This is a genomic window from Mesorhizobium sp. M0778, from assembly GCF_040320105.1.
Classification (GTDB): Bacteria; Pseudomonadota; Alphaproteobacteria; order Rhizobiales; family Rhizobiaceae; genus Mesorhizobium.
The window spans coordinates 32,761-49,720 of record NZ_JAMYPA010000026.1 but is presented as its reverse complement, the minus strand read 5'-3'; the positions used below and the strand labels follow the sequence as shown (position 1 = coordinate 49,720).

General features: G+C 63.0%; 18 protein-coding genes. 10 read left to right on the top strand and 8 right to left on the bottom strand.

The window, feature by feature from the left end:
• The first annotated feature begins 40 nt into the window (after positions 1 to 40).
• Entirely contained in the window at positions 41 to 1,537 is a 1,497-nt protein-coding gene (locus tag NKI22_RS27040) for an amidase (protein WP_352852493.1), read from the top strand.
• A 100-nt stretch (positions 1,538 to 1,637) separates the two neighbouring features.
• Positions 1,638 to 2,531, top strand: a complete 894-nt coding sequence (argB, locus tag NKI22_RS27035) for an acetylglutamate kinase (protein WP_023677482.1) — start codon at positions 1,638 to 1,640, stop codon at positions 2,529 to 2,531.
• 132 nt (positions 2,532 to 2,663) lie between these two features.
• Here argB and NKI22_RS27030 read toward each other — a convergent pair whose 3' ends face one another.
• The 3 genes from NKI22_RS27030 to NKI22_RS27020 all read right to left on the bottom strand — a co-directional run bounded on the left by NKI22_RS27030 (position 2,664) and on the right by NKI22_RS27020 (position 5,410).
• Positions 2,664 to 3,062, bottom strand: a complete 399-nt coding sequence (locus tag NKI22_RS27030; RefSeq protein WP_352816628.1) for a RidA family protein — start codon at positions 3,060 to 3,062, stop codon at positions 2,664 to 2,666.
• A gap of 221 nt (positions 3,063 to 3,283) precedes the next feature.
• Positions 3,284 to 4,831, bottom strand: a complete 1,548-nt coding sequence (gene bchE / locus NKI22_RS27025; protein WP_352495033.1) for a magnesium-protoporphyrin IX monomethyl ester anaerobic oxidative cyclase — start codon at positions 4,829 to 4,831, stop codon at positions 3,284 to 3,286.
• A gap of 102 nt (positions 4,832 to 4,933) precedes the next feature.
• On the bottom strand, positions 4,934 to 5,410 hold the full coding sequence (locus tag NKI22_RS27020) for an Lrp/AsnC family transcriptional regulator (protein ID WP_023718203.1): 477 nt from the start codon (positions 5,408 to 5,410) through the stop codon (positions 4,934 to 4,936).
• A gap of 140 nt (positions 5,411 to 5,550) precedes the next feature.
• Here NKI22_RS27020 and phhA point away from each other — a divergent pair, with 140 nt between their 5' ends.
• Positions 5,551 to 6,384, top strand: a complete 834-nt coding sequence (phhA, locus tag NKI22_RS27015; protein ID WP_023718202.1) for a phenylalanine 4-monooxygenase — start codon at positions 5,551 to 5,553, stop codon at positions 6,382 to 6,384.
• On the opposite strand, the gene NKI22_RS27010 is transcribed toward phhA, so the two are convergent.
• Together NKI22_RS27010 and NKI22_RS27005 are read right to left on the bottom strand one after the other, a co-directional pair.
• On the bottom strand, positions 6,379 to 6,879 hold the full coding sequence (locus NKI22_RS27010) for a MarR family winged helix-turn-helix transcriptional regulator (protein ID WP_352484322.1): 501 nt from the start codon (positions 6,877 to 6,879) through the stop codon (positions 6,379 to 6,381). The two genes, phhA and NKI22_RS27010, sit on opposite strands and share 6 nt — an antisense overlap.
• A gap of 330 nt (positions 6,880 to 7,209) precedes the next feature.
• Positions 7,210 to 7,971: a GGDEF domain-containing protein gene (locus NKI22_RS27005; protein WP_023718199.1), complete on the bottom strand. Its 762-nt coding sequence runs from the start codon at positions 7,969 to 7,971 to the stop codon at positions 7,210 to 7,212.
• 161 nt (positions 7,972 to 8,132) lie between these two features.
• On the opposite strand from NKI22_RS27005, the gene NKI22_RS27000 reads away from it, so the two are divergent.
• Entirely contained in the window at positions 8,133 to 8,840 is a 708-nt protein-coding gene (locus tag NKI22_RS27000; protein WP_023677476.1) for a pyrimidine 5'-nucleotidase, read from the top strand.
• Between the two features lie 34 nt (positions 8,841 to 8,874).
• Here the strand turns inward: NKI22_RS27000 and NKI22_RS26995 are convergent, their stop codons facing one another.
• Positions 8,875 to 9,714, bottom strand: a complete 840-nt coding sequence (locus NKI22_RS26995) for an LOG family protein (protein WP_023718198.1) — start codon at positions 9,712 to 9,714, stop codon at positions 8,875 to 8,877.
• Positions 9,715 to 9,859: 145 nt separating this feature from the next.
• Here NKI22_RS26995 and dapD point away from each other — a divergent pair, with 145 nt between their 5' ends.
• The 4 genes from dapD to NKI22_RS26975 all read left to right on the top strand — a co-directional run bounded on the left by dapD (position 9,860) and on the right by NKI22_RS26975 (position 13,254).
• Positions 9,860 to 10,714, top strand: a complete 855-nt coding sequence (gene dapD, locus NKI22_RS26990) for a 2,3,4,5-tetrahydropyridine-2,6-dicarboxylate N-succinyltransferase (RefSeq protein ID WP_023718197.1) — start codon at positions 9,860 to 9,862, stop codon at positions 10,712 to 10,714.
• Positions 10,715 to 10,738: 24 nt separating this feature from the next.
• Positions 10,739 to 11,110 carry a DUF805 domain-containing protein gene (locus NKI22_RS26985; protein WP_031193743.1) on the top strand — a complete coding sequence of 124 codons (372 nt, stop codon included), beginning with the start codon at positions 10,739 to 10,741 and terminating at the stop codon, positions 11,108 to 11,110.
• A 21-nt stretch (positions 11,111 to 11,131) separates the two neighbouring features.
• The gene (locus NKI22_RS26980; protein WP_352959196.1) at positions 11,132 to 11,920 is read left to right on the top strand and encodes a hypothetical protein; all 789 of its coding nucleotides are present in this window, start codon (positions 11,132 to 11,134) and stop codon (positions 11,918 to 11,920) included.
• Positions 11,921 to 12,153: 233 nt separating this feature from the next.
• Positions 12,154 to 13,254 carry a GGDEF domain-containing protein gene (locus tag NKI22_RS26975; RefSeq protein ID WP_023718195.1) on the top strand — a complete coding sequence of 367 codons (1,101 nt, stop codon included), beginning with the start codon at positions 12,154 to 12,156 and terminating at the stop codon, positions 13,252 to 13,254.
• On the opposite strand, the gene NKI22_RS26970 is transcribed toward NKI22_RS26975, so the two are convergent.
• Complete coding sequence (locus NKI22_RS26970) at positions 13,244 to 14,275, bottom strand: 2-dehydropantoate 2-reductase (protein WP_352816634.1); 1,032 nt, start codon at positions 14,273 to 14,275, stop codon at positions 13,244 to 13,246. The genes NKI22_RS26975 and NKI22_RS26970 overlap by 11 nt on opposite strands.
• Positions 14,276 to 14,404: 129 nt before the next feature.
• On the opposite strand from NKI22_RS26970, the gene dapE reads away from it, so the two are divergent.
• On the top strand, positions 14,405 to 15,604 hold the full coding sequence (gene dapE, locus NKI22_RS26965; RefSeq protein ID WP_352852492.1) for a succinyl-diaminopimelate desuccinylase: 1,200 nt from the start codon (positions 14,405 to 14,407) through the stop codon (positions 15,602 to 15,604).
• A 2-nt stretch (positions 15,605 to 15,606) separates the two neighbouring features.
• Positions 15,607 to 16,215 carry a hypothetical protein gene (locus NKI22_RS26960; RefSeq protein ID WP_023718193.1) on the top strand — a complete coding sequence of 203 codons (609 nt, stop codon included), beginning with the start codon at positions 15,607 to 15,609 and terminating at the stop codon, positions 16,213 to 16,215.
• Here the strand turns inward: NKI22_RS26960 and truA are convergent.
• On the bottom strand, positions 16,197 to 16,952 hold the full coding sequence (gene truA, locus NKI22_RS26955; protein ID WP_352640283.1) for a tRNA pseudouridine(38-40) synthase TruA: 756 nt from the start codon (positions 16,950 to 16,952) through the stop codon (positions 16,197 to 16,199). The two genes, NKI22_RS26960 and truA, sit on opposite strands and share 19 nt — an antisense overlap.
• Positions 16,953 to 16,960 lie beyond the last annotated feature (8 nt).

The window sequence follows — 16,960 nt, the reverse complement described above, 5'->3', positions numbered from 1 at the left end:
AATCGCCGCCCGCTAGCTTGCCATGAGCGGGAGGGCGACCATGTCGATCGAGCGGGTTCTGTGGGAGCATGACGCAACCGGCCAGGCCGCACTCGTGCACAAGGGAGAGATCACACCGCAAGATCTCGTCGATGCGGCGATCGCCCGGGCCGAGGCCACCCAGCCGGAGATCAACGCCATCGCCGAACCGCTTTTTGAGGCGGCGCGGGCGCGAGCGAAAACCGGCGACCACAAGCTGCCGCTTGCCGGAGTGCCCTTTGCGCTGAAGGACCTCGGCATTGCCATGAAGGGCGTGCCGACGCATGGCGGCAGCCGCATCCCAGCCTACACCCCCGATTTTAACTCGGTCATGACGGAACGCTATCTGGCCGCCGGCCTGGTCCCGATCGCCACCAGTACCGCACCCGAACACGGGCTGAGGCTGGTGACCGAGTCGGTGGCTTACGGCGTCACCCGCAATCCATGGGACACCGCTCACACGACCGGCGGTTCCTCGGGCGGCGCGGCTGCGCTGGTCGCGGCCGGCGTCGTGCCGGTGGCGCACGCCTCGGATGGCGGCGGCTCGATCAGGGTGCCTGCGGCCTGTACCGGGCTGGTCGGGTTGAAAACCTCGCGCGGCCGCGTGCCCTTGACGCCGCTCGTCACTGAAAGCTGGTACGGCTTTGTCGTCGACCATGCGTTGGCCCGCTCGGTGCGCGATACGGCCCTGCTGCTCGACCTGACCCACGGGCCCGACCCGCTGTCGCCCTACGCGGCACCCTCGCCGAACGGCAGTTTCACTGCGGCCGCCGGGCGCGATCCGGGCAAGCTCAAGCTCGCCTTCTACCGAAAATCGCCGCTCGGCCTGCCGATTTCGGGAGAAACCTTGAAAGCTCTGGATGCGGCGATTGGGCTGGCGCGCGAAGGCGGGCACAGCGTCGAGGAGATCGACCTGCCCTATATCGACCGCGATTTCATCGCCGATTTCGCCAGAACCGTCGCCGCGGCGGTGGCCGGCACGATGCGTGGCGAGGCCTTGCGCGTCGGCCGCTCCATCTCAGGCGATATCGAACGCGCCACGCGCGTGATGAGCCGGTTCGGTGAAATCCTCTCGGCCGGCGAAATCTATGCCGGCCTGCAGCGGCTGCACGCAACCTCGCGCCGCCTTATCACCGAAACCGCGCACTATGATGCAGTGCTGATGCCTGTCATCGCGCACCCGCCGCTCGCCTGCGGCACCATGGACCCGAAAGGCGCCGACGAATTCATCGAGAATGTCCTGGACAGACTGCGCCTCGCCGGCCTGCTGAAGTTCAAGCCGCTATTCGGCCAGCTGATGGACAAGAGCCTTTGGTTCACCCACTGGCCGGCGATCCAGAACGTCAGCGGGCAACCGTCGATCACGCTTCCGGTTTACGTGACCGATGCCGGCCTGCCGCTCGGCGTCCAGGCCGCCGGCCGCCCCGGTGACGAGGAGACGCTTTTGTCGTTCGCCGCGCAGATGGAAAAGATCTCTGGATGGCTGGGACGGCGGGCGCCGCTGCGGGTGCCGGCATAGAGGCGGGATGATTTGATCGATCATGACAGCAAAGCCGTTTGCGGCCTGCTGCAATTCCCGCTAAGACGCCGCCGTTCATGCCAAGCCGGGAACCAAGCCGATGACGGATGTCGCCGCCACCGCCGAAATGCAGGCCGCGCTGCTTTCAAGGGCGCTGCCCTATATGCAGCGCTACGAGAACAAGACGGTCGTGGTGAAATATGGCGGCCACGCGATGGGCGACATCGCGCTCGGCAAAGCCTTCGCCCGCGACATCGCACTGCTCAAGCAATCCGGCGTCAACCCGATCGTCGTGCATGGCGGTGGGCCGCAGATCGGCGCCATGCTCAGCAAGATGGGCATCGAATCCAAATTCGAGGGCGGCTTGCGTGTCACCGACCAGAAGACCGTCGAGATTGTCGAGATGGTGCTGGCCGGGTCGATCAACAAGGAAATCGTCGCGCTGATCAATGCCGAGGGCGAGTGGGCGATCGGCCTGTGCGGCAAGGACGGCAACATGGTGTTTGCCGAAAAGGCGCGCAAGACCATGATCGATCCTGATTCCAACATCGAGCGGGTGCTCGACCTGGGCTTCGTCGGTGAACCGGTCGAGGTCGACCGCACATTGCTCGACCTCCTGGCGCGGTCCGAAATGATCCCGGTGCTGGCGCCGGTGGCGCCCGGCCGCGACGGCCATACCTACAACATCAACGCCGACACTTTTGCCGGCGCCATCGCCGGCGCCTGCCAGGCGACGCGCCTGCTGTTTCTCACCGACGTGCCCGGCGTGCTCGACAAGGATAAGAAGCTGATCGACGAGTTGACCGTGGCCGAGGCCAAGGCCCTGATCAAGGACGGAACGGTCTCGGGCGGCATGATCCCCAAGGTTGAAACCTGCATCGAGGCAATCGAGCGCGGCGTCGCTGGCGTCGTCATCCTCAACGGCAAGACGCCGCATGCGGTGCTGCTCGAGCTGTTCACCGAACACGGCGCCGGCACGCTGATCGTGCCGTGAGTGGCCTCAGTCTGTTCAACGCCGCGACAGACCGGAAGACCATCCGATCACCATCGCAGCGCTTGTCGAGACAGGCGGGCGGGCGAACGGTCGACTAGGTAGTCTCCGCCTTCGTCGCTCGCCGCCAATCGATCATCCGGGCTGAGGAAGGCGCGCGATGACCTTTATCTCAAAATCGAAGCCCGCCAGCCAATTCACCCCCACCGCGGTCCAGTTCGGGTAGGGCGGTTCACCGATCGCCCTAAGTCGAACGGCGTCAATCGCCTCCCACCGTTTGGCCGGGTCGGTGTGGAACGTGGTCACGTCAACAATGTCGTCAAACGTGCAACCGGCGGCCTTCAGCACCGCCGCGAGATTGTCAAAGGCAAGCTGGACCTGCTTTTCGAAGGCTGGCTCCGGCGATCCGTCCTCGCGGCTGCCGACTTGGCCCGAGACGAACAGAAAGCCGCCTGAGCGGATCGCCGCCGAATAGCGATTGACTTCGTAGAGGGCCTGCCGACCGGCAGGGAAGATCGCATCGCGTTTGGTCATTGTTTCACTCCAATCAGACAAGGCAGGCCGGTCCCGACCATCGCGATGTGGCTTCTCCGAGAAGGTGAGAGCCGCCCGCAAGACTTCGGGGTTTTGGATCGCTGCGTTCCATTTTCCGGGGCGGTCGCTGATATCCGTCCCGTATCCCGAAGTGGGTACATACATTCCGTATGTCAATATACATACGTTGCGTATGCTTGTTAAAAGATTGCCCGAGCCGGTCAGGCGCGCGACGAAATCGTGGTCGCAGGCGGTGTCAGCCTGCGCGCCGGGTGCGCGACCACCATCGATTCCTCTTCCTCGTCCTGCGGCGCGCCCCAGAATTCGGCGAGCGTCGGGCCATTCTTCAGGCGGCGGTCGCGAACCAGAAAGCCCCAGACTTCGCGGAACCAGACGCGGCGGCCCATTTTGGTGTACCAGCGCATCGAATGCCGTTGCTCCGGATCCTTGTGGAACAGGATGCGCGCCAAGGCCTTGGGCCGCGACTGCACGGCCAGTTCGATCAGCTTGACGGCGAAGAACAACATCCACGGCTTGAGGCGGGTCATCTGCAGCACCTGGTGCTTGTAGTCCCACAGGCGGGCGTCCAGCTGGATCACCTTGCGATCCCTGGCAATCCTGAAGAACGGCGTCCAGCGGTGCGGCGTCACATAGAGCGCCTGGATCTGGTCGGGGTCATAAGCGATCAGCTGGCGGAAGCCGCGCCAGAGGTCGCGGAAACTTTCGTCCTCGAAACCGGCCACCCAGGTCGCCATCGACAAGATGCCGTTGAGGCGCAGCAGCCGTATCGCCTCGCGGTCGGATGAGGTGCTGCCGCCCTTGCGGATCAACTGGAGCGTCTGCTCGTCGGTATTTTCCATGCCAAGCAGCCAGCGGATGACGCCGGCCTTGCGATAGAGATGCAGGCTGCCGGCGTCGCGGACGATGTCGTCGGCGCGGGTGGAGCCGACGATCAGCACCGGCACATTCTCGGCGATCATCGCATCGAGAAAGGCGCGCCAGGCTTTTTTGGACGAGGTCGGGTTCTCGTCGGCAAGGTTGATCAGCTCGACGCGGTGCTCGCGGTATAGCCAGGCAATCTCCCGCGCGAACTTCACGGGGTCGCGGTGCCGCCAGCGCGTCCAGAACCCCCGCTGGCCGCAATAGTTGCACAGATGCGGACAGCCTCGCGAGAACTGCATGACCACCGCACGCTTGCCTCCCCAATAGCTATAGCGAGTGATATCGATCAGTTCCCAGCCGATGCGGTAGTCGTCGAGATTGGCGATCGTCCTTGCCGGGTTGGTGGCAAAAGGCCGGCGCAAATCGTCGCGAAAGGCGATGCCCGCCACATCCGACAGCGGCTTGCGTTTTTCAAGCGCTTCGACCAGCGCGACGATGGTCGCCTCCCCCTCGCCACGAACGATGAAGTCGAAGGCCTCCGTTTCGGCCAGTATGTCGCGCCAGTGATAGGTCGGAAACACGCCGCCATAAATCAGGATTGTCGCCGGATCGATGTGTTTGACCATGCCGGCGATCAGTAGGGCTGTCGGATGCGCAGAGGTCGAGCCGGAATGGCCGATCAGAATACAGTCGGGATGATCGCTCAAGGCGTCCCGGACCAGCGTGGCAAGCGGCATCGGCCCGAATTCGGCGTCCACAAGTCGCACTTGATGTCCCGCGTCGATCAGCGGACCGCCCAGTGCCAGCAAACCGAGCGGCGGCAGATGGTCGTCCGGCACACGGCTGCCGATGGCCGTATGTGGCGGGTTGATCAGGACGATTTTCATGGCGGACCTTATGCAATGGCGGTCCGCATGTCGTAGTCGGCGATCTAGCGCTGGAGATTGGCTCGCTTCAGCAGTTTGTGTGCAGCTTTTCCGCAGAAATGCCTACCGTCTGAGATGTGCAAGCGGGACATGGCCCGGCCCCTTGATGTTCTGCAGCACAAGCTGGGTGTGGACGTCGCGCACGCCTTCGAGCCGCATCAGCCGGTGCATGACGAAGGCATTGAGCTCGTCGACCGACGGCACCATCACATGCAACAGGAAATCATGATCGCCGGTCATGGTCCAGCATGAGGACACCTCGTCCATCCGCTGGACGGCGGCGATGAAGCTTTCGGGCGAGCCGTCGCTGTGGCTGGTCAGGCGCACCTGGATGAACACCTCGACCATCAGCCCAACGGCACGACGGCTGAGCACCGCGGCGAAGCCCTTGATGATGCCCGCCTGCTGAAGCGCCTCGAAGCGCCGCGCGCAAGGTGTCGTCGACAGGCCGATCTCCTGCGCCAGTTCGGATACCGGCTTGCGCCCGTCGCGCTGCAGGCTGTCGAGCATCTTGATCTCGAATTCGTCAAACTGAGGCATTTTCACTCTCCCAAAGCTCGATCGTGGAGTCTTTTACCTCCAACCCCGCATTTGAGCCACCATCAAAGCTGATTTGCCTCACGCCATCCGGCTAGAATTTCCGACGATCCGCTGATCATGATTTCCAGGGAGAGCAAGCCATGACGATGAACGTTGCCGACTACGCCCGCGAATGCGCGGCGCGAGGCCTTCGCGGCGATTATTCGGTCTGCCGTGCCGATTTCACCGTGGCGCAGGGCTACAATTATAGCGACGAAGAACAGGCGGTGTGGCGCACGCTGTGCGACCGCCAGACGAAGCTGACCAGGAAGCTCGCCCACCATTCCTATCTCGATGGCGTTGCGGCGCTCGGCCTTCTCGACAAGATCCCGGATTTCGGTGAGGTCAGCGAGAAGCTGCGCAAGCTCACCGGCTGGGAGATCGTCGCGGTGCCGGGGCTCATTCCGGCCCAGCCGTTCTTCGACCACCTCGCCAACCGCCGCTTCCCGGTCACCAACTGGCTGCGAACCCAAAAGGAGCTCGACTACATCGTCGAGCCCGACATGTTCCACGATTTCTTCGGTCACGTGCCGATCCTGACGCAGCCGGTCTTTGCGGACTTCATGCAGATGTATGGCAAGAGGGCCGACAGCGTGATTGCGCTCGGCGGCGACGAGATGATCACCAGGCTTTACTGGTACACCGTCGAATACGGGCTGATACGCGAGCCGGGCCAGCCGCTGAAGGCGTTCGGCGCCGGGCTGATGTCATCCTTCACCGAGCTTCAGTTCGCGGTCGAAGGCGGCGACGCGCACGATGTCCCCTTCGACCTGGAAACCGTAATGCGCACCGGCTACGAGATCGACAAGTTCCAGCGTGCCTATTTTGTGCTGCCGTCTTTCGACGTGCTGCGTGATGCTTTCGAGACCGCCGATCTTGCGGCGATCGTGGCGCGCCGCAAAGGCGAGCCGGCGCTCGACCCGGCGAGCCTATAGGCTGTCGGCTGTTTCCAGGGCCTCGGCTTTCAGCCGGGCAAGCTGGTCGCGCTGAAGGTCGAGCGATGCGGTGACGAAGCGAAGGATCGTGGCCAGCTCGGTGTCGCTAAATGTGGCGATCACCCTTTCTCCCTCCTGCGCGATCGCACCATAATAGCGCGCCGATAGTTCTCGCGTGAGTTCCGTCGCCTCTATGACCACCTTGCGCCTGTCCTCGAGGCTGCGCGTTCGTGTCAGCAGGCCGCGCGCCTCCAGCCGGTCGATCAGCGCGGTGACTGCGGCCGGCGTCAACCCTGTTGCGGCCGCGACCTCGCCAGCCGATTGCGGGCCGCCATAGAGCAGCGCCAGGCAATGGCGTTCCGCCGTACTCAGCTCAAGCCTATCGCCTACTGCCTCGTCATAAGCCTGCGTCGCGTCCTGCCAGCCCATAATGGCGAGGCTGATGGCCGTCTTCATGTCGGCCCGATTCATGCTTGACGAATTTACTTCGATCATCTAACTATCAATTTGCCTAACATTACGGCTATTATAGTAATATGCTGCGTCGGGCGCAAGGCACGGCCTGTCGCAGCACGCAAGGAGTGGACAATGAACCAGAACCAGACGCGCGGCCCACTCACACCGGCCGAAGAATTCAAATACGCCAAGCTGGCGATGGAATGATATGGCTGGGGTTCTCCCATTGGCCTTGGTATTGCACTGGTCGCGCTGGCGGCCGCTGCCCTGCTGTTCCGCATCGCCATCTTCGGATTTTGACAGCACTGGCCGCGGCGCGGTTGAATTCTGATAGGTAGAATTTTTCCAGCACAAGGCTTAGGGCTGAGCTCACGCCGCTTCGGAAATGTCACGATCGATGATCGACAGGTTGCGGCCGCGATGCTTGGCCTCGTAGAGCCGCTGGTCGGCGGCGCGCATCAGCTCCGACACTGCGGCGTCCTCGCCGCAGGTGGTCCCGCCGATACTGACCGTCAGCGGAACGGTTCGTTCGTCGACGGGCCGGAAACGGATACGCTCTACTTCACGGCGGATGCGCTCGGCGACGCGCCTGGCTTCGTGTTCGGTGGCGCCGATCAGAAAGGCGCAGAATTCCTCACCGCCGATGCGGCCAAGGACATCGCCGCTGCGCACGCCACGCTCTATCGCACTTGCGATCAGGAGCAGCGCCTCGTCGCCGATCAGATGGCCGTAGCTGTCGTTGATGGTCTTGAAATGGTCGGCATCGACGATCAGCAATGCCCCGCGATCGGATTTACGCCGAGAGCCGTCGAGGGCGGCAAAGAAACTTTCGCGGTTGAGCATGCCGGTCATGTCGTCGCGGCTCGCCTTTTCCGCCAAGCGCCTGTGGGCGGCCGCGAGCTGGGCATGGGCGCGGGCGAGTTCGCGATGCGCGGTCTTCAACCTTTCGCCCTGCCAGACCGTATAGGCGCCGGCGCCCCAGGCAAGAGCCAGCGGGCATACGGTAGACGTCAACCAGATGGTGCGATTGATCGGAAAACCCATTGCCGGCACGACGATCAGCGTCAGCAAAAGTGAGACGGCGACGGAGGCGAAAGCGATGGCGGCAGACTTTAGAAATATGCGATTCATCGCTTGCTCCCACTGGTCCGTCTTGGTGCCAGCAAGCGCTGAATGTCACCTTTCGGCGATGCTTAAGATTTTAATCACGGCACCATTTTCACCACCCAGGGCGCGCATAGGTTGTGGATAAACCTCCTGTTAGAAAGATCGTTTCGTGCCATAAGGACGGTATGACCACGCTTCCCGACCCCGCCCGCTTTGCCCATGTCACCGACTGGGTGTTCGATCTCGACAACACGCTCTATCCGCACCATTCCAATCTGTTCTCGCAGATCGATGTGAAGATGACCGCCTATGTCGGAGAATTGCTGACGCTGCCGCGCGAGGAAGCACGCAAGCTGCAGAAGGAGCTCTACCGGGAATACGGCACGACACTGAACGGGTTGATGACGCGCCACGGCATCGACCCCGACGACTTTCTCGAGAAGGTCCACGACATCGATTATTCCTGGCTGGTGCCAGATCCCGTCCTCGGCACCGCCATACGCCAGCTTCCCGGCCGCAAATTCATCTTCACCAATGGCGATCGCCGGCATGCCGAACGCACCGCGCGGCAGCTGGGCATTCTCGAGCATTTCGACGACATTTTCGATATCGTCGCAGCCGGGCTGAACCCCAAGCCGGCGCGACAATCCTACGAGAAATTTGCCGAACTCCACGCCGTCACCGGGCAAAATGCGGTGATGTTCGAAGACCTCGCCCGCAACCTGTCGGTGCCGAAATCGCTGGGCATGACCACGGTGCTGGTGGTGCCGCGCAATTTCGAGCCGACCTTCTCGGAAATCTGGGAACGCGACCCGGCCAACGAGGACGACGTGGACTTCGTCACCGACGATCTCGCCGGCTTTCTCACGGCGATCGTCGAAGTCCCCGCTTGAGGCAGCCGGCGCGCTTCAAGTCCTTGCTTGCATGTCAAAGTTTATAGAAGCGGCTGACGATCCCCCAGGCCTCATCGGCGGTGTCGACGAAATCGATGATATCCTGGTCGCCGGGCGTGATCGTGCCTTGCTCGGCGAGGAAGTCGAGGTCGATAGCCCTTGCCCAGAAAGCCTTGCCGAACAGGATGACCGGCACGCGTTCCATGCGGCCGGTCTGGATCAAGGTCAGCGTCTCGAAGAACTCGTCCATCGTGCCGAAGCCGCCGGGAAACACCGCAACGGCCTTGGCACGCATGACGAAATGCATCTTGCGGACCGCAAAATAGTGGAAGTTGAAGCAGAGTTCCGGCGTCACGTAGGCGTTTGGCGCCTGCTCGTGCGGCAGCACGATGTTGAGACCGATCGACGGCGCGCCAACATCGTCGGCGCCGCGATTGCCGGCCTCCATGACGCCAGGCCCGCCGCCGGTCACCACGACGAATTCGCGATAGTACGAAGTGGCCGACTGCTGCGAGCAGAGGCGGGCGAATTTGCGCGCCTCCTCATAGTATTTGCTGTTTTGCTCGAGATTCTTCTTCTGCGTCTCGTTCTTGGCCGCCCAGGCTTCACCGCCGGGCTCGGGGATGCGCGCGCCGCCGAACAGGATGACGGTCGATTGGATGCCGCGCTCGGCCAGGATCATCTCCGGTTTCAGCAGTTCGAGCTGCAGCCTGACCGCGCGCAACTCGCGCCGCGTCATGAAATCGGGGTCGTTCCAGGCCAGCCGATATGTCTCCGCGCGCGTTTGCGGCGTGTCCGGCACGCTTTTCGACCGCTCCAGATCCTCGTCCGAATGCGGTAGCGGCGTCCACCCCGCCTTTTCCATGGGAGTCATATTTGCTTTACCCGTCCAATCATTCACTTGCGCCGTCCCGTGACGCTGCCGCGATTGACCCTCCCCAAGCCTTCACATAGGGTCCGCGCGACTTTCAAACAGGTTAAGGCGCCGGCCCTTAACAGCTTGGTAATGGAGCGAATTCATGTCGAAGCCCGATCTCGCGAGTCTCGAGAAGATCATCGAGAACGCCTTCGAGGAACGCGACACCATTTCGACCGCAACCCGCGGCCAGACGCGCGAGGCCATCCAATCGGCGCTCGACCTGCTCGACCGGGGCGTCGCCCGCGTCGCCGAGCGGCAGGCCGACGGCAAATGGCACGTCAACCAGTGGCTGAAGAAAGCGGTGCTGCTGTCCTTCCGGCTCAACCCGATGGAGATCATCAAGGGTGGTCCCGGTCAGGCGGTATGGTGGGATAAGGTGCCTTCGAAGTTCGACGGCTGGAGCGCCGTCGATTTCGAGAAGGCCGGCTTCCGCGCCGTGCCGTCGTCGATCGTGCGCCGCTCTGCCTATGTCGCGCCGGGCGCCGTGCTGATGCCGTCCTTCGTCAATGTCGGCGCCTATGTCGATAGCGGCACCATGGTCGACACCTGGGCGTCGGTCGGCTCCTGTGCCCAGATCGGCAAGAATGTGCATCTGTCGGGCGGCGTCGGTATCGGCGGCGTGCTGGAGCCGATGCAGGCCGGCCCAACCATCATCGAGGACAATTGCTTCATCGGCGCCCGTTCCGAAGTGGTCGAGGGCTGCATTGTTCGCGAGGGCTCAGTGCTCGGCATGGGTGTCTTCATCGGCCAATCGACCAAGATCGTCGACCGCGCCACCGGCGAGATCTTCTACGGCGAAGTGCCGGCCAATTCCGTCGTCGTCGCCGGCTCACTGCCGGGTAAGCCTTTTCCAAACAACGAGCCCGGCCCCAGCCTCTACTGCGCCGTCATCGTCAAGCGGGTCGACGCAAGAACCCGTTCCAAGACCTCGATCAACGAATTGCTGCGCGATTGATCTCCCGAGAACGGATGCACCGGGTTGACTGACAAACCTCAATTCCTATGGCTTTTCTTCAGCCTTTCTGGGCGGGTGAATCCGAGCGCTTATGTTTTGGCTGGCCTCTTGCCGGTCATCGTTCAACTCTTTCTGCTCTACCAGTTCGCGCGAACGCCGTTAGGCACTGCCGCGAGCCAGTATTGGGCGCTCGCCTTATGGATCGCTGTGTTCGTCTCGACATGGTCGACCTTTGCGCTAACGGCGAAGCGGTTCCATGATTTCGGCAAGCCTGCCTATTACGCATTGATCTCTCTCATTATCGGCTTCGTCCTGCTTTTTATCCTGGCTTTTTTCAAAAGTGACCCAGGCCCCAACCGCTACGGCAAGCGCACCAACGCACCGGCCGAACCCTGAGCGCCAATCGGACATTTCGTCATGCGCTACCGCTCGCTTGATTCGAAACTGATCCTCGAAACCGCCGAACGGCTGGAAGAGCGCGTCGCCGAGCGCTTTCCCGATGCAGGCCTGCGCGGCGTCGCCGCCGAGCTCGCGTCGCTGTCGCGCGATCTGGCAAAGGCAGCCAAGGCGCTGGAGGCGCCGATCTGGTGGCTGCGCGGCCTCATCATCGCCGCTTTCGTCGTCGGAGCGCTGATGTTCCTGTTCGTCGGCACAATCCTGCCGCTCGGCCGCATCTCGGGAAACCACGATGCCTTCCAGTCGGTGCAAGGCATCGAAGCCTCCCTCAACATGATCATCCTCGCCGTGCTGGGCTTCCTGGCCCTGATCCGCTCCGAGGAGCGGATCAAGCGCAAGCGGGTGTTCCGCCAACTCCACGGGCTGCGGTCGCTCATCCACGTCATCGACATGCACCAGCTGACCAAGGATCCGGCAGCACTTTCAGCCAGTTTCAAGCCGACTGCACATTCGCCAGCCCGCATCACCAACGCCGCCGACCTTGCCCGCTATCTCGACTATTGCTCCGAAATGTTGTCGATCACCGGCAAGATCGCCGCGCTGTTTGCCCAGTCGGTCAATGACGCCGTGGTCATCGATCGGGTCAATGACATCGAGAACCTGGCGTCGAACCTGTCGCGAAAGATCTGGCAGAAGATCACGCTGATCGAAACCCCTCATGGGCAGCCGGCACATGCGAAGAAAACCGATCCCGAGCCGGGTCCGCCGCGTCGGCCTGCAGTCCGCAGACGACCGTGGCCGGCAAGCTAAGACCCGCGAGCCGGCGGCAGATCCGCTAGAGCGGCAGAGCGGGGAGTTCCGAAACCCCGGTTTTGCGCCGGACGCTCTAAGCGAATGTTAATCACCCTGGCCCAGCATGCCGGCGAAAACTGTGTCGACCGGCACGGAGCGCTCGACTGGCAAGCGACCTATCCCTGACCACCAAGGAGCCGCGCAAAACGTGGAGCGCCGCCGCTCGCCTGTTTGCCTGGTTCTCTTCGCCGATGAGATTGGAACCGGAAGCCGTCCGCGCCCGGCTTCTCGACACCACTTTCGACCGCAAATTCGCAGTCTTGTTCGGCACCATCAGCGTTCTGGTGGTTGCGGTCAGCGCCGCACTTGCCACGAAGGATTGGTGGCCCTACGCCTGGATCGCAGCCGACCTGATGCTTTTCGTCGTCCGCGTTCTGCTGATGCGGGAATGCGAGCAGGCCCGCAGGCGCGGCTCGAAAGGGCCGCTGGCGGGCCTGATGGCAGCCAGCGGTGTATGGTCGGTCGTTTTCGGCCTCGGCTGCTATGGCTGTGTTGCCAGCGGGAATATGGCGCTTTCCGTACTTGCCGCCTTGAATGTCGCAGGTGTCGTTGGCGTGGTGTCGTCACGCAATGCGGCCACCCCGCGCTTCGCCATATTCGTCATGTTGGCCGTAAGCCTGCCTTACGTGGTCGGTGCATTGTTTTCCGCAGCGCCCGGAATGCCGATCGTCGGAATTCAAACGCCGTTCTATGTGGCCGGCGTCATCATCGTGCTGCTTCAGAACCACGCAATCAACGCCCGCATGATCCGCGCCGAGCTGGACAATCGCGACCTGGCGATCAAGGACGCGCTGACCGGCCTGCCAAACCGCATCTTCCTGCAGGAAAAATTGCGCGACATGTGCCGCGACCTTGCGGCGCCGGCCGCCAATGGCGGCAAGCCGTTTGCCGTGCTCAGCATGGACCTCGACGGCTTCAAACAGGTCAACGACCGTTTTGGTCATGCGGTCGGCGACGTGCTGCTGCGCAAGGTGGCCGAACGATTGAAGCGCGGCTTCCGGCCGGGGGACGTGGTCTTCCGTATCGGCGGCGACGAATTCGTCATCCTTTTGCCCGCAACCTCGGAGATCGAGGCCACCTATCTGGCAAAGCGGGCCATCGAAAAGGTCTCGGTGCCTTTCGACCTCGGGGTCGGTTCCGCCATCCATGTCGGCTTGAGCGTCGGCAGCGCCTTCGCACCCGCCGACGGCGGCGATCCGGAAATCCTGCTCACCTGTTCCGACCATGCACTCTACGAAGCCAAGCGCACCGGCAAGGGCCGTTATTGGGCGCCTGTGCGGGCTACGATCTGACGGTCGCAGCGACAGCTTCCGGCGGCAAGCAAGGCGATCCGCGCCTCTCCTGCTCGGCCGCGCGCACCAGTGCAGTGACATGCTTCAGCAAAGGCGCCGGCGTGCCGGCCTTTTCGGCCAAACGCAGGACCGCGCCTTGCAGTTCGCCGATCTCCGTCGACCGGCGGCGCCGCAGGTCATCCCACATCGACGAACGCGCGGCCGGATCGATGGCAAGCATCCGCCGCGCCAAGAACTTGAACAGCCCGTCGGGCAGGCGAAGCACTTTCGGCAGCAGTGCGGGACGCAGGCTGGCGATGCGAGCGGGTTCGATGCCTGTCGCCGTCATTGCCGCCAATGCTTCGTCGATCTGACCGGCCAGGATCAGCCGCCAGCGGCGATCGGCAAGCTCTGCCGCCAGCGGCAGACCGGAAAGCGCCACCAGCGCGTTGTTGAGGTTGAGCAGCAGCTTGTCCCATAACACCGCGTCGATGTCACCATGCGTCGCGACGGCAAACCCCTCGACATCAAGCAGTTCGTCAAGGCCCGCCGAGCCCTGTTCGATCATCACTTTGCCGCCGCTGGCGCGGTGCAGGCGAAGCGGCAATTCGCCCTCCGGCGATTGGACCACGTTGAACGGCACCATGCCCGCGAGCACCGGCTGGGCGGTGAGATGGGCTCGCAATTTATCGGCATTGTCGACGCCGTTCTGCAGGCTGAGTATCACCACGTCCGGTCGGGCATGGGCGGCAATCAGCCCGGCCATGTCTTGCGTCGCGCCGCTCTTGACCGTTACCAAAATGACATCGGCATCGGAGAATGCTACCGCCGGATCGGCGGTGACCGACAATGCGTCCGGTTTGACAGAACGGTCGCGGCCGTCAGGGTCGGTGATGCGCAATCCAGCTTCTTGCAGGGCCTTCTCGACGCGCGGTCGCGCCAGCAGAAACACCTTTCGCCCGGCAAGTATCAGGCAGCCGCCGGCGTAGCAGCCGATACTGCCGGCACCGGCGATTACGATCGTCTTGCCACGCGTGACCATGCGATGGCCCTGTTCTGGTCGAGAGACCTTGCCGCAATTATACGACATGAAAACCATAATGTCGGCGGCATGGCTGGCCCTCACGTCTGGCCGTGACAGACCTTGCGCTTTCGACTATCGCTTTTGCCCATGATGCTGCCTACCGATCCGGTTAGAAATCTCGCTGCACTCATCCGCTGTGCTTCCGTGACGCCCGCCGAAGGCGGCGCGCTGCGCGCGCTGGAGGCGATGTTGAAGCCGCTCGGCTTTGCGGTCGAGCGACCGGTGTTTTCCGAAGCCGGCACACCGGACATCGAGAACCTTTACGCGCGGCGTTCCGGCAATGGCCCGCATCTGATGTTTGCCGGCCATACCGACGTGGTGCCGGTGGGCGACGAGGCAGCCTGGACGCACCCGCCCTTTGGCGCCGAGATCGCCAATGGCAAGATGTTCGGCCGCGGCGCCGTCGACATGAAGGGCGGCATTGCTTGTTTCGTCGCGGCGGTGGCGCGACATGTCGAGCAGAAGGGCGGCCCGAAGGGGTCGGTCTCGCTGCTGATAACCGGCGATGAGGAAGGCCCGGCGATCAACGGCACGACGAAGCTGCTCGAATGGGCGGCCGCCAAAGGCGAGAAATGGGATGCCTCGATCGTCGGCGAGCCTACCAATCCCGACGCGCTTGGCGATATGATCAAGATCGGCCGGCGCGGCTCGCTATCGGGCACGGTCGTCGTCAACGGCCGCCAGGGCCACGCCGCCTATCCGCAGCTAGCCGACAATCCGGTGCGCGGCCTGGTGACGCTGGTCGACGCCTTGCTGCACCCCGTCTTCGACAACGGAACAAGGGATTTCCAGCCGACGAATCTTGAGGTGACCTCCATCGATGTCGGCAATCCCGCCACCAACGTCATCCCGGCGAAGGCAGCAGCTACCTTCAATATCCGCTTCAACGACACATGGACCGCCGAGACGATCCAGGCCGAGATCCACAACCGCCTCGACCGGGCGGCGAAACGCAAGAAATACCGCGCCGGCAAGAAGACGCCGGTCGACTACGAGATCGTCTGGCGCGACGGGCCGAGCCATGTTTTCCTGACACGCGACGACAGGCTGATCGAGACGCTTGGCGGTTCGGTCAAAGCGGTGACCGGCAGGAAGCCGGCGCTCTCCACCTCCGGCGGCACCTCCGATGCCCGCTTTATCAAGGATTATTGTCCGGTGGTCGAATTCGGCCTGGTCGGCAAGACCATGCACATGGTCGACGAACGTGTGGCGATTGCCGATCTCGAGACGCTGACGCAGATTTATCTGCGCTTCGTTGAAGACTGGTTTGCGCAGGACATATCCTAGTGATGCTTTCAGCGGATGAAACCTATGCTTCGCTTGCCGGCGCCTGGCGGCTGATGCTCGGCAAGGCCGACGGATTTCGCCTGCTCGACCTTTCGGCGGACGGTTTCTGGAACTCCTTTTTTGCCATCGTCGTCGCGGCGCCGGCATTGATCGTCGGCTGGGTCGGCATTGCCAACGAGATCGGCGATCCCGACGCATTCGTCGGCCGTTTCAGCATGTTGATCCGGCTGGCCACCGTCGATATCGGCGCCTGGGTGCTGCCGCTCATCGGCCTGGCCCTGGTCGCGCCGCGGGTCGGCGTCGGCAGCCGTTTCGTCCATTATGTCGTCGCCAGCAACTGGGCCTCGGCGATCATCGCCTGGATGATGCTGCCATCGGCGTTGATCCGGCTTTTCCTGACATCGGCCAACGAAGTCTCCGGGCTGGTGTCGCTGCTGCTGTTCGCGCTGTCAATGGTATTGACCTGGCGGATGACCAACGTTGCCATCGGCAGGGGTGCGGCTGTCGGCAGCGCTGTTTTTGCCGGCATGTTCGTGGCGTCGCTGATCGTCCTGTTCGGCCTGCAGGCGCTGCTCGGTATCAGCGTGCCGGATCAGCCAGGCGTCGGATAATCGACGCCGACTAGAAACAGCCCGTCGGGCGGCGCCACCTGACCGCAGGCCGCACGGTCGCGCGCCTCGAGCGCGGCCTTGAGGTCGGCAATGGTCCAGCCGCCTTCGCCGACACGTTTGAGCGAGCCGACCATCGAGCGCACCTGGTTGTGCAGGAATGACCGCGCCGAAGCGCGGACTTCGATGAAATCGCCCGCCCGGCTGACATCCAGCCGGTCGAGCGTGCGGACCGGGCTGGTGGCTTGGCACTGGGTCGAGCGGAAGGTGGTGAAATCATGCCGGCCAAGCAGCACTTTTGCCGCTTCGTGCATGGCGGCGGCATCGAGCTGCTTCGGTACCCACCAGATCTTGCCCTTGTCGAGCGCTGCCGGCGCGCGGCGGTTGACGATACGGTAGAGATAGTGGCGGCCGATCGCCGAGAAACGCGCATCGAAGCCATCCGGCACGACGGCGGCCTTCAGGATGGCGATGTGGGCCTTGGCCGCTTGCAGATGCGCATTGACGGCGTCGCGCACCTTGTCGCCGGGCCATGCCTTGACCAGATCGACATGCGCCACCTGAGCGGTCGCATGGACACCGGCATCGGTGCGGCCGGCGGCGCGCAGAGAGACCTGCTCGCCGCAGAACTTCTCGATCGCCTGCTCGATCGCCTGCTGCACCGAAGGCTGATTGGCCTGGCGTTGCCAGCCGGCAAAGAGACTGCCGTCATATTCGATGTCGAGGCGAAAACGCGGCATTCCCGGAT

What these genes read in the sequence shown, in the direction of transcription:
- NKI22_RS27040 (WP_352852493.1), top strand. Translation starts at nt 41, where the DNA reads ATGTCGATCGAGCGGGTTCTGTGGGAGCATGACGCAACCGGCCAGGCC.
- argB (WP_023677482.1), top strand. Translation starts at nt 1,638, where the DNA reads ATGACGGATGTCGCCGCCACCGCCGAAATGCAGGCCGCGCTGCTTTCA.
- NKI22_RS27030 (WP_352816628.1), bottom strand. Translation starts at nt 3,062, where the DNA reads ATGACCAAACGCGATGCGATCTTCCCTGCCGGTCGGCAGGCCCTCTAC.
- bchE (WP_352495033.1), bottom strand. Translation starts at nt 4,831, where the DNA reads ATGAAAATCGTCCTGATCAACCCGCCACATACGGCCATCGGCAGCCGT.
- NKI22_RS27020 (WP_023718203.1), bottom strand. Translation starts at nt 5,410, where the DNA reads ATGCCTCAGTTTGACGAATTCGAGATCAAGATGCTCGACAGCCTGCAG.
- phhA (WP_023718202.1), top strand. Translation starts at nt 5,551, where the DNA reads ATGACGATGAACGTTGCCGACTACGCCCGCGAATGCGCGGCGCGAGGC.
- NKI22_RS27010 (WP_352484322.1), bottom strand. Translation starts at nt 6,879, where the DNA reads ATGATCGAAGTAAATTCGTCAAGCATGAATCGGGCCGACATGAAGACG.
- NKI22_RS27005 (WP_023718199.1), bottom strand. Translation starts at nt 7,971, where the DNA reads ATGAATCGCATATTTCTAAAGTCTGCCGCCATCGCTTTCGCCTCCGTC.
- NKI22_RS27000 (WP_023677476.1), top strand. Translation starts at nt 8,133, where the DNA reads ATGACCACGCTTCCCGACCCCGCCCGCTTTGCCCATGTCACCGACTGG.
- NKI22_RS26995 (WP_023718198.1), bottom strand. Translation starts at nt 9,714, where the DNA reads ATGACTCCCATGGAAAAGGCGGGGTGGACGCCGCTACCGCATTCGGAC.
- dapD (WP_023718197.1), top strand. Translation starts at nt 9,860, where the DNA reads ATGTCGAAGCCCGATCTCGCGAGTCTCGAGAAGATCATCGAGAACGCC.
- NKI22_RS26980 (WP_352959196.1), top strand. Translation starts at nt 11,132, where the DNA reads ATGCGCTACCGCTCGCTTGATTCGAAACTGATCCTCGAAACCGCCGAA.
- NKI22_RS26975 (WP_023718195.1), top strand. Translation starts at nt 12,154, where the DNA reads ATGAGATTGGAACCGGAAGCCGTCCGCGCCCGGCTTCTCGACACCACT.
- NKI22_RS26970 (WP_352816634.1), bottom strand. Translation starts at nt 14,275, where the DNA reads ATGGTCACGCGTGGCAAGACGATCGTAATCGCCGGTGCCGGCAGTATC.
- dapE (WP_352852492.1), top strand. Translation starts at nt 14,405, where the DNA reads ATGATGCTGCCTACCGATCCGGTTAGAAATCTCGCTGCACTCATCCGC.
- NKI22_RS26960 (WP_023718193.1), top strand. Translation starts at nt 15,607, where the DNA reads ATGCTTTCAGCGGATGAAACCTATGCTTCGCTTGCCGGCGCCTGGCGG.
- truA (WP_352640283.1), bottom strand. Translation starts at nt 16,952, where the DNA reads ATGCCGCGTTTTCGCCTCGACATCGAATATGACGGCAGTCTCTTTGCC.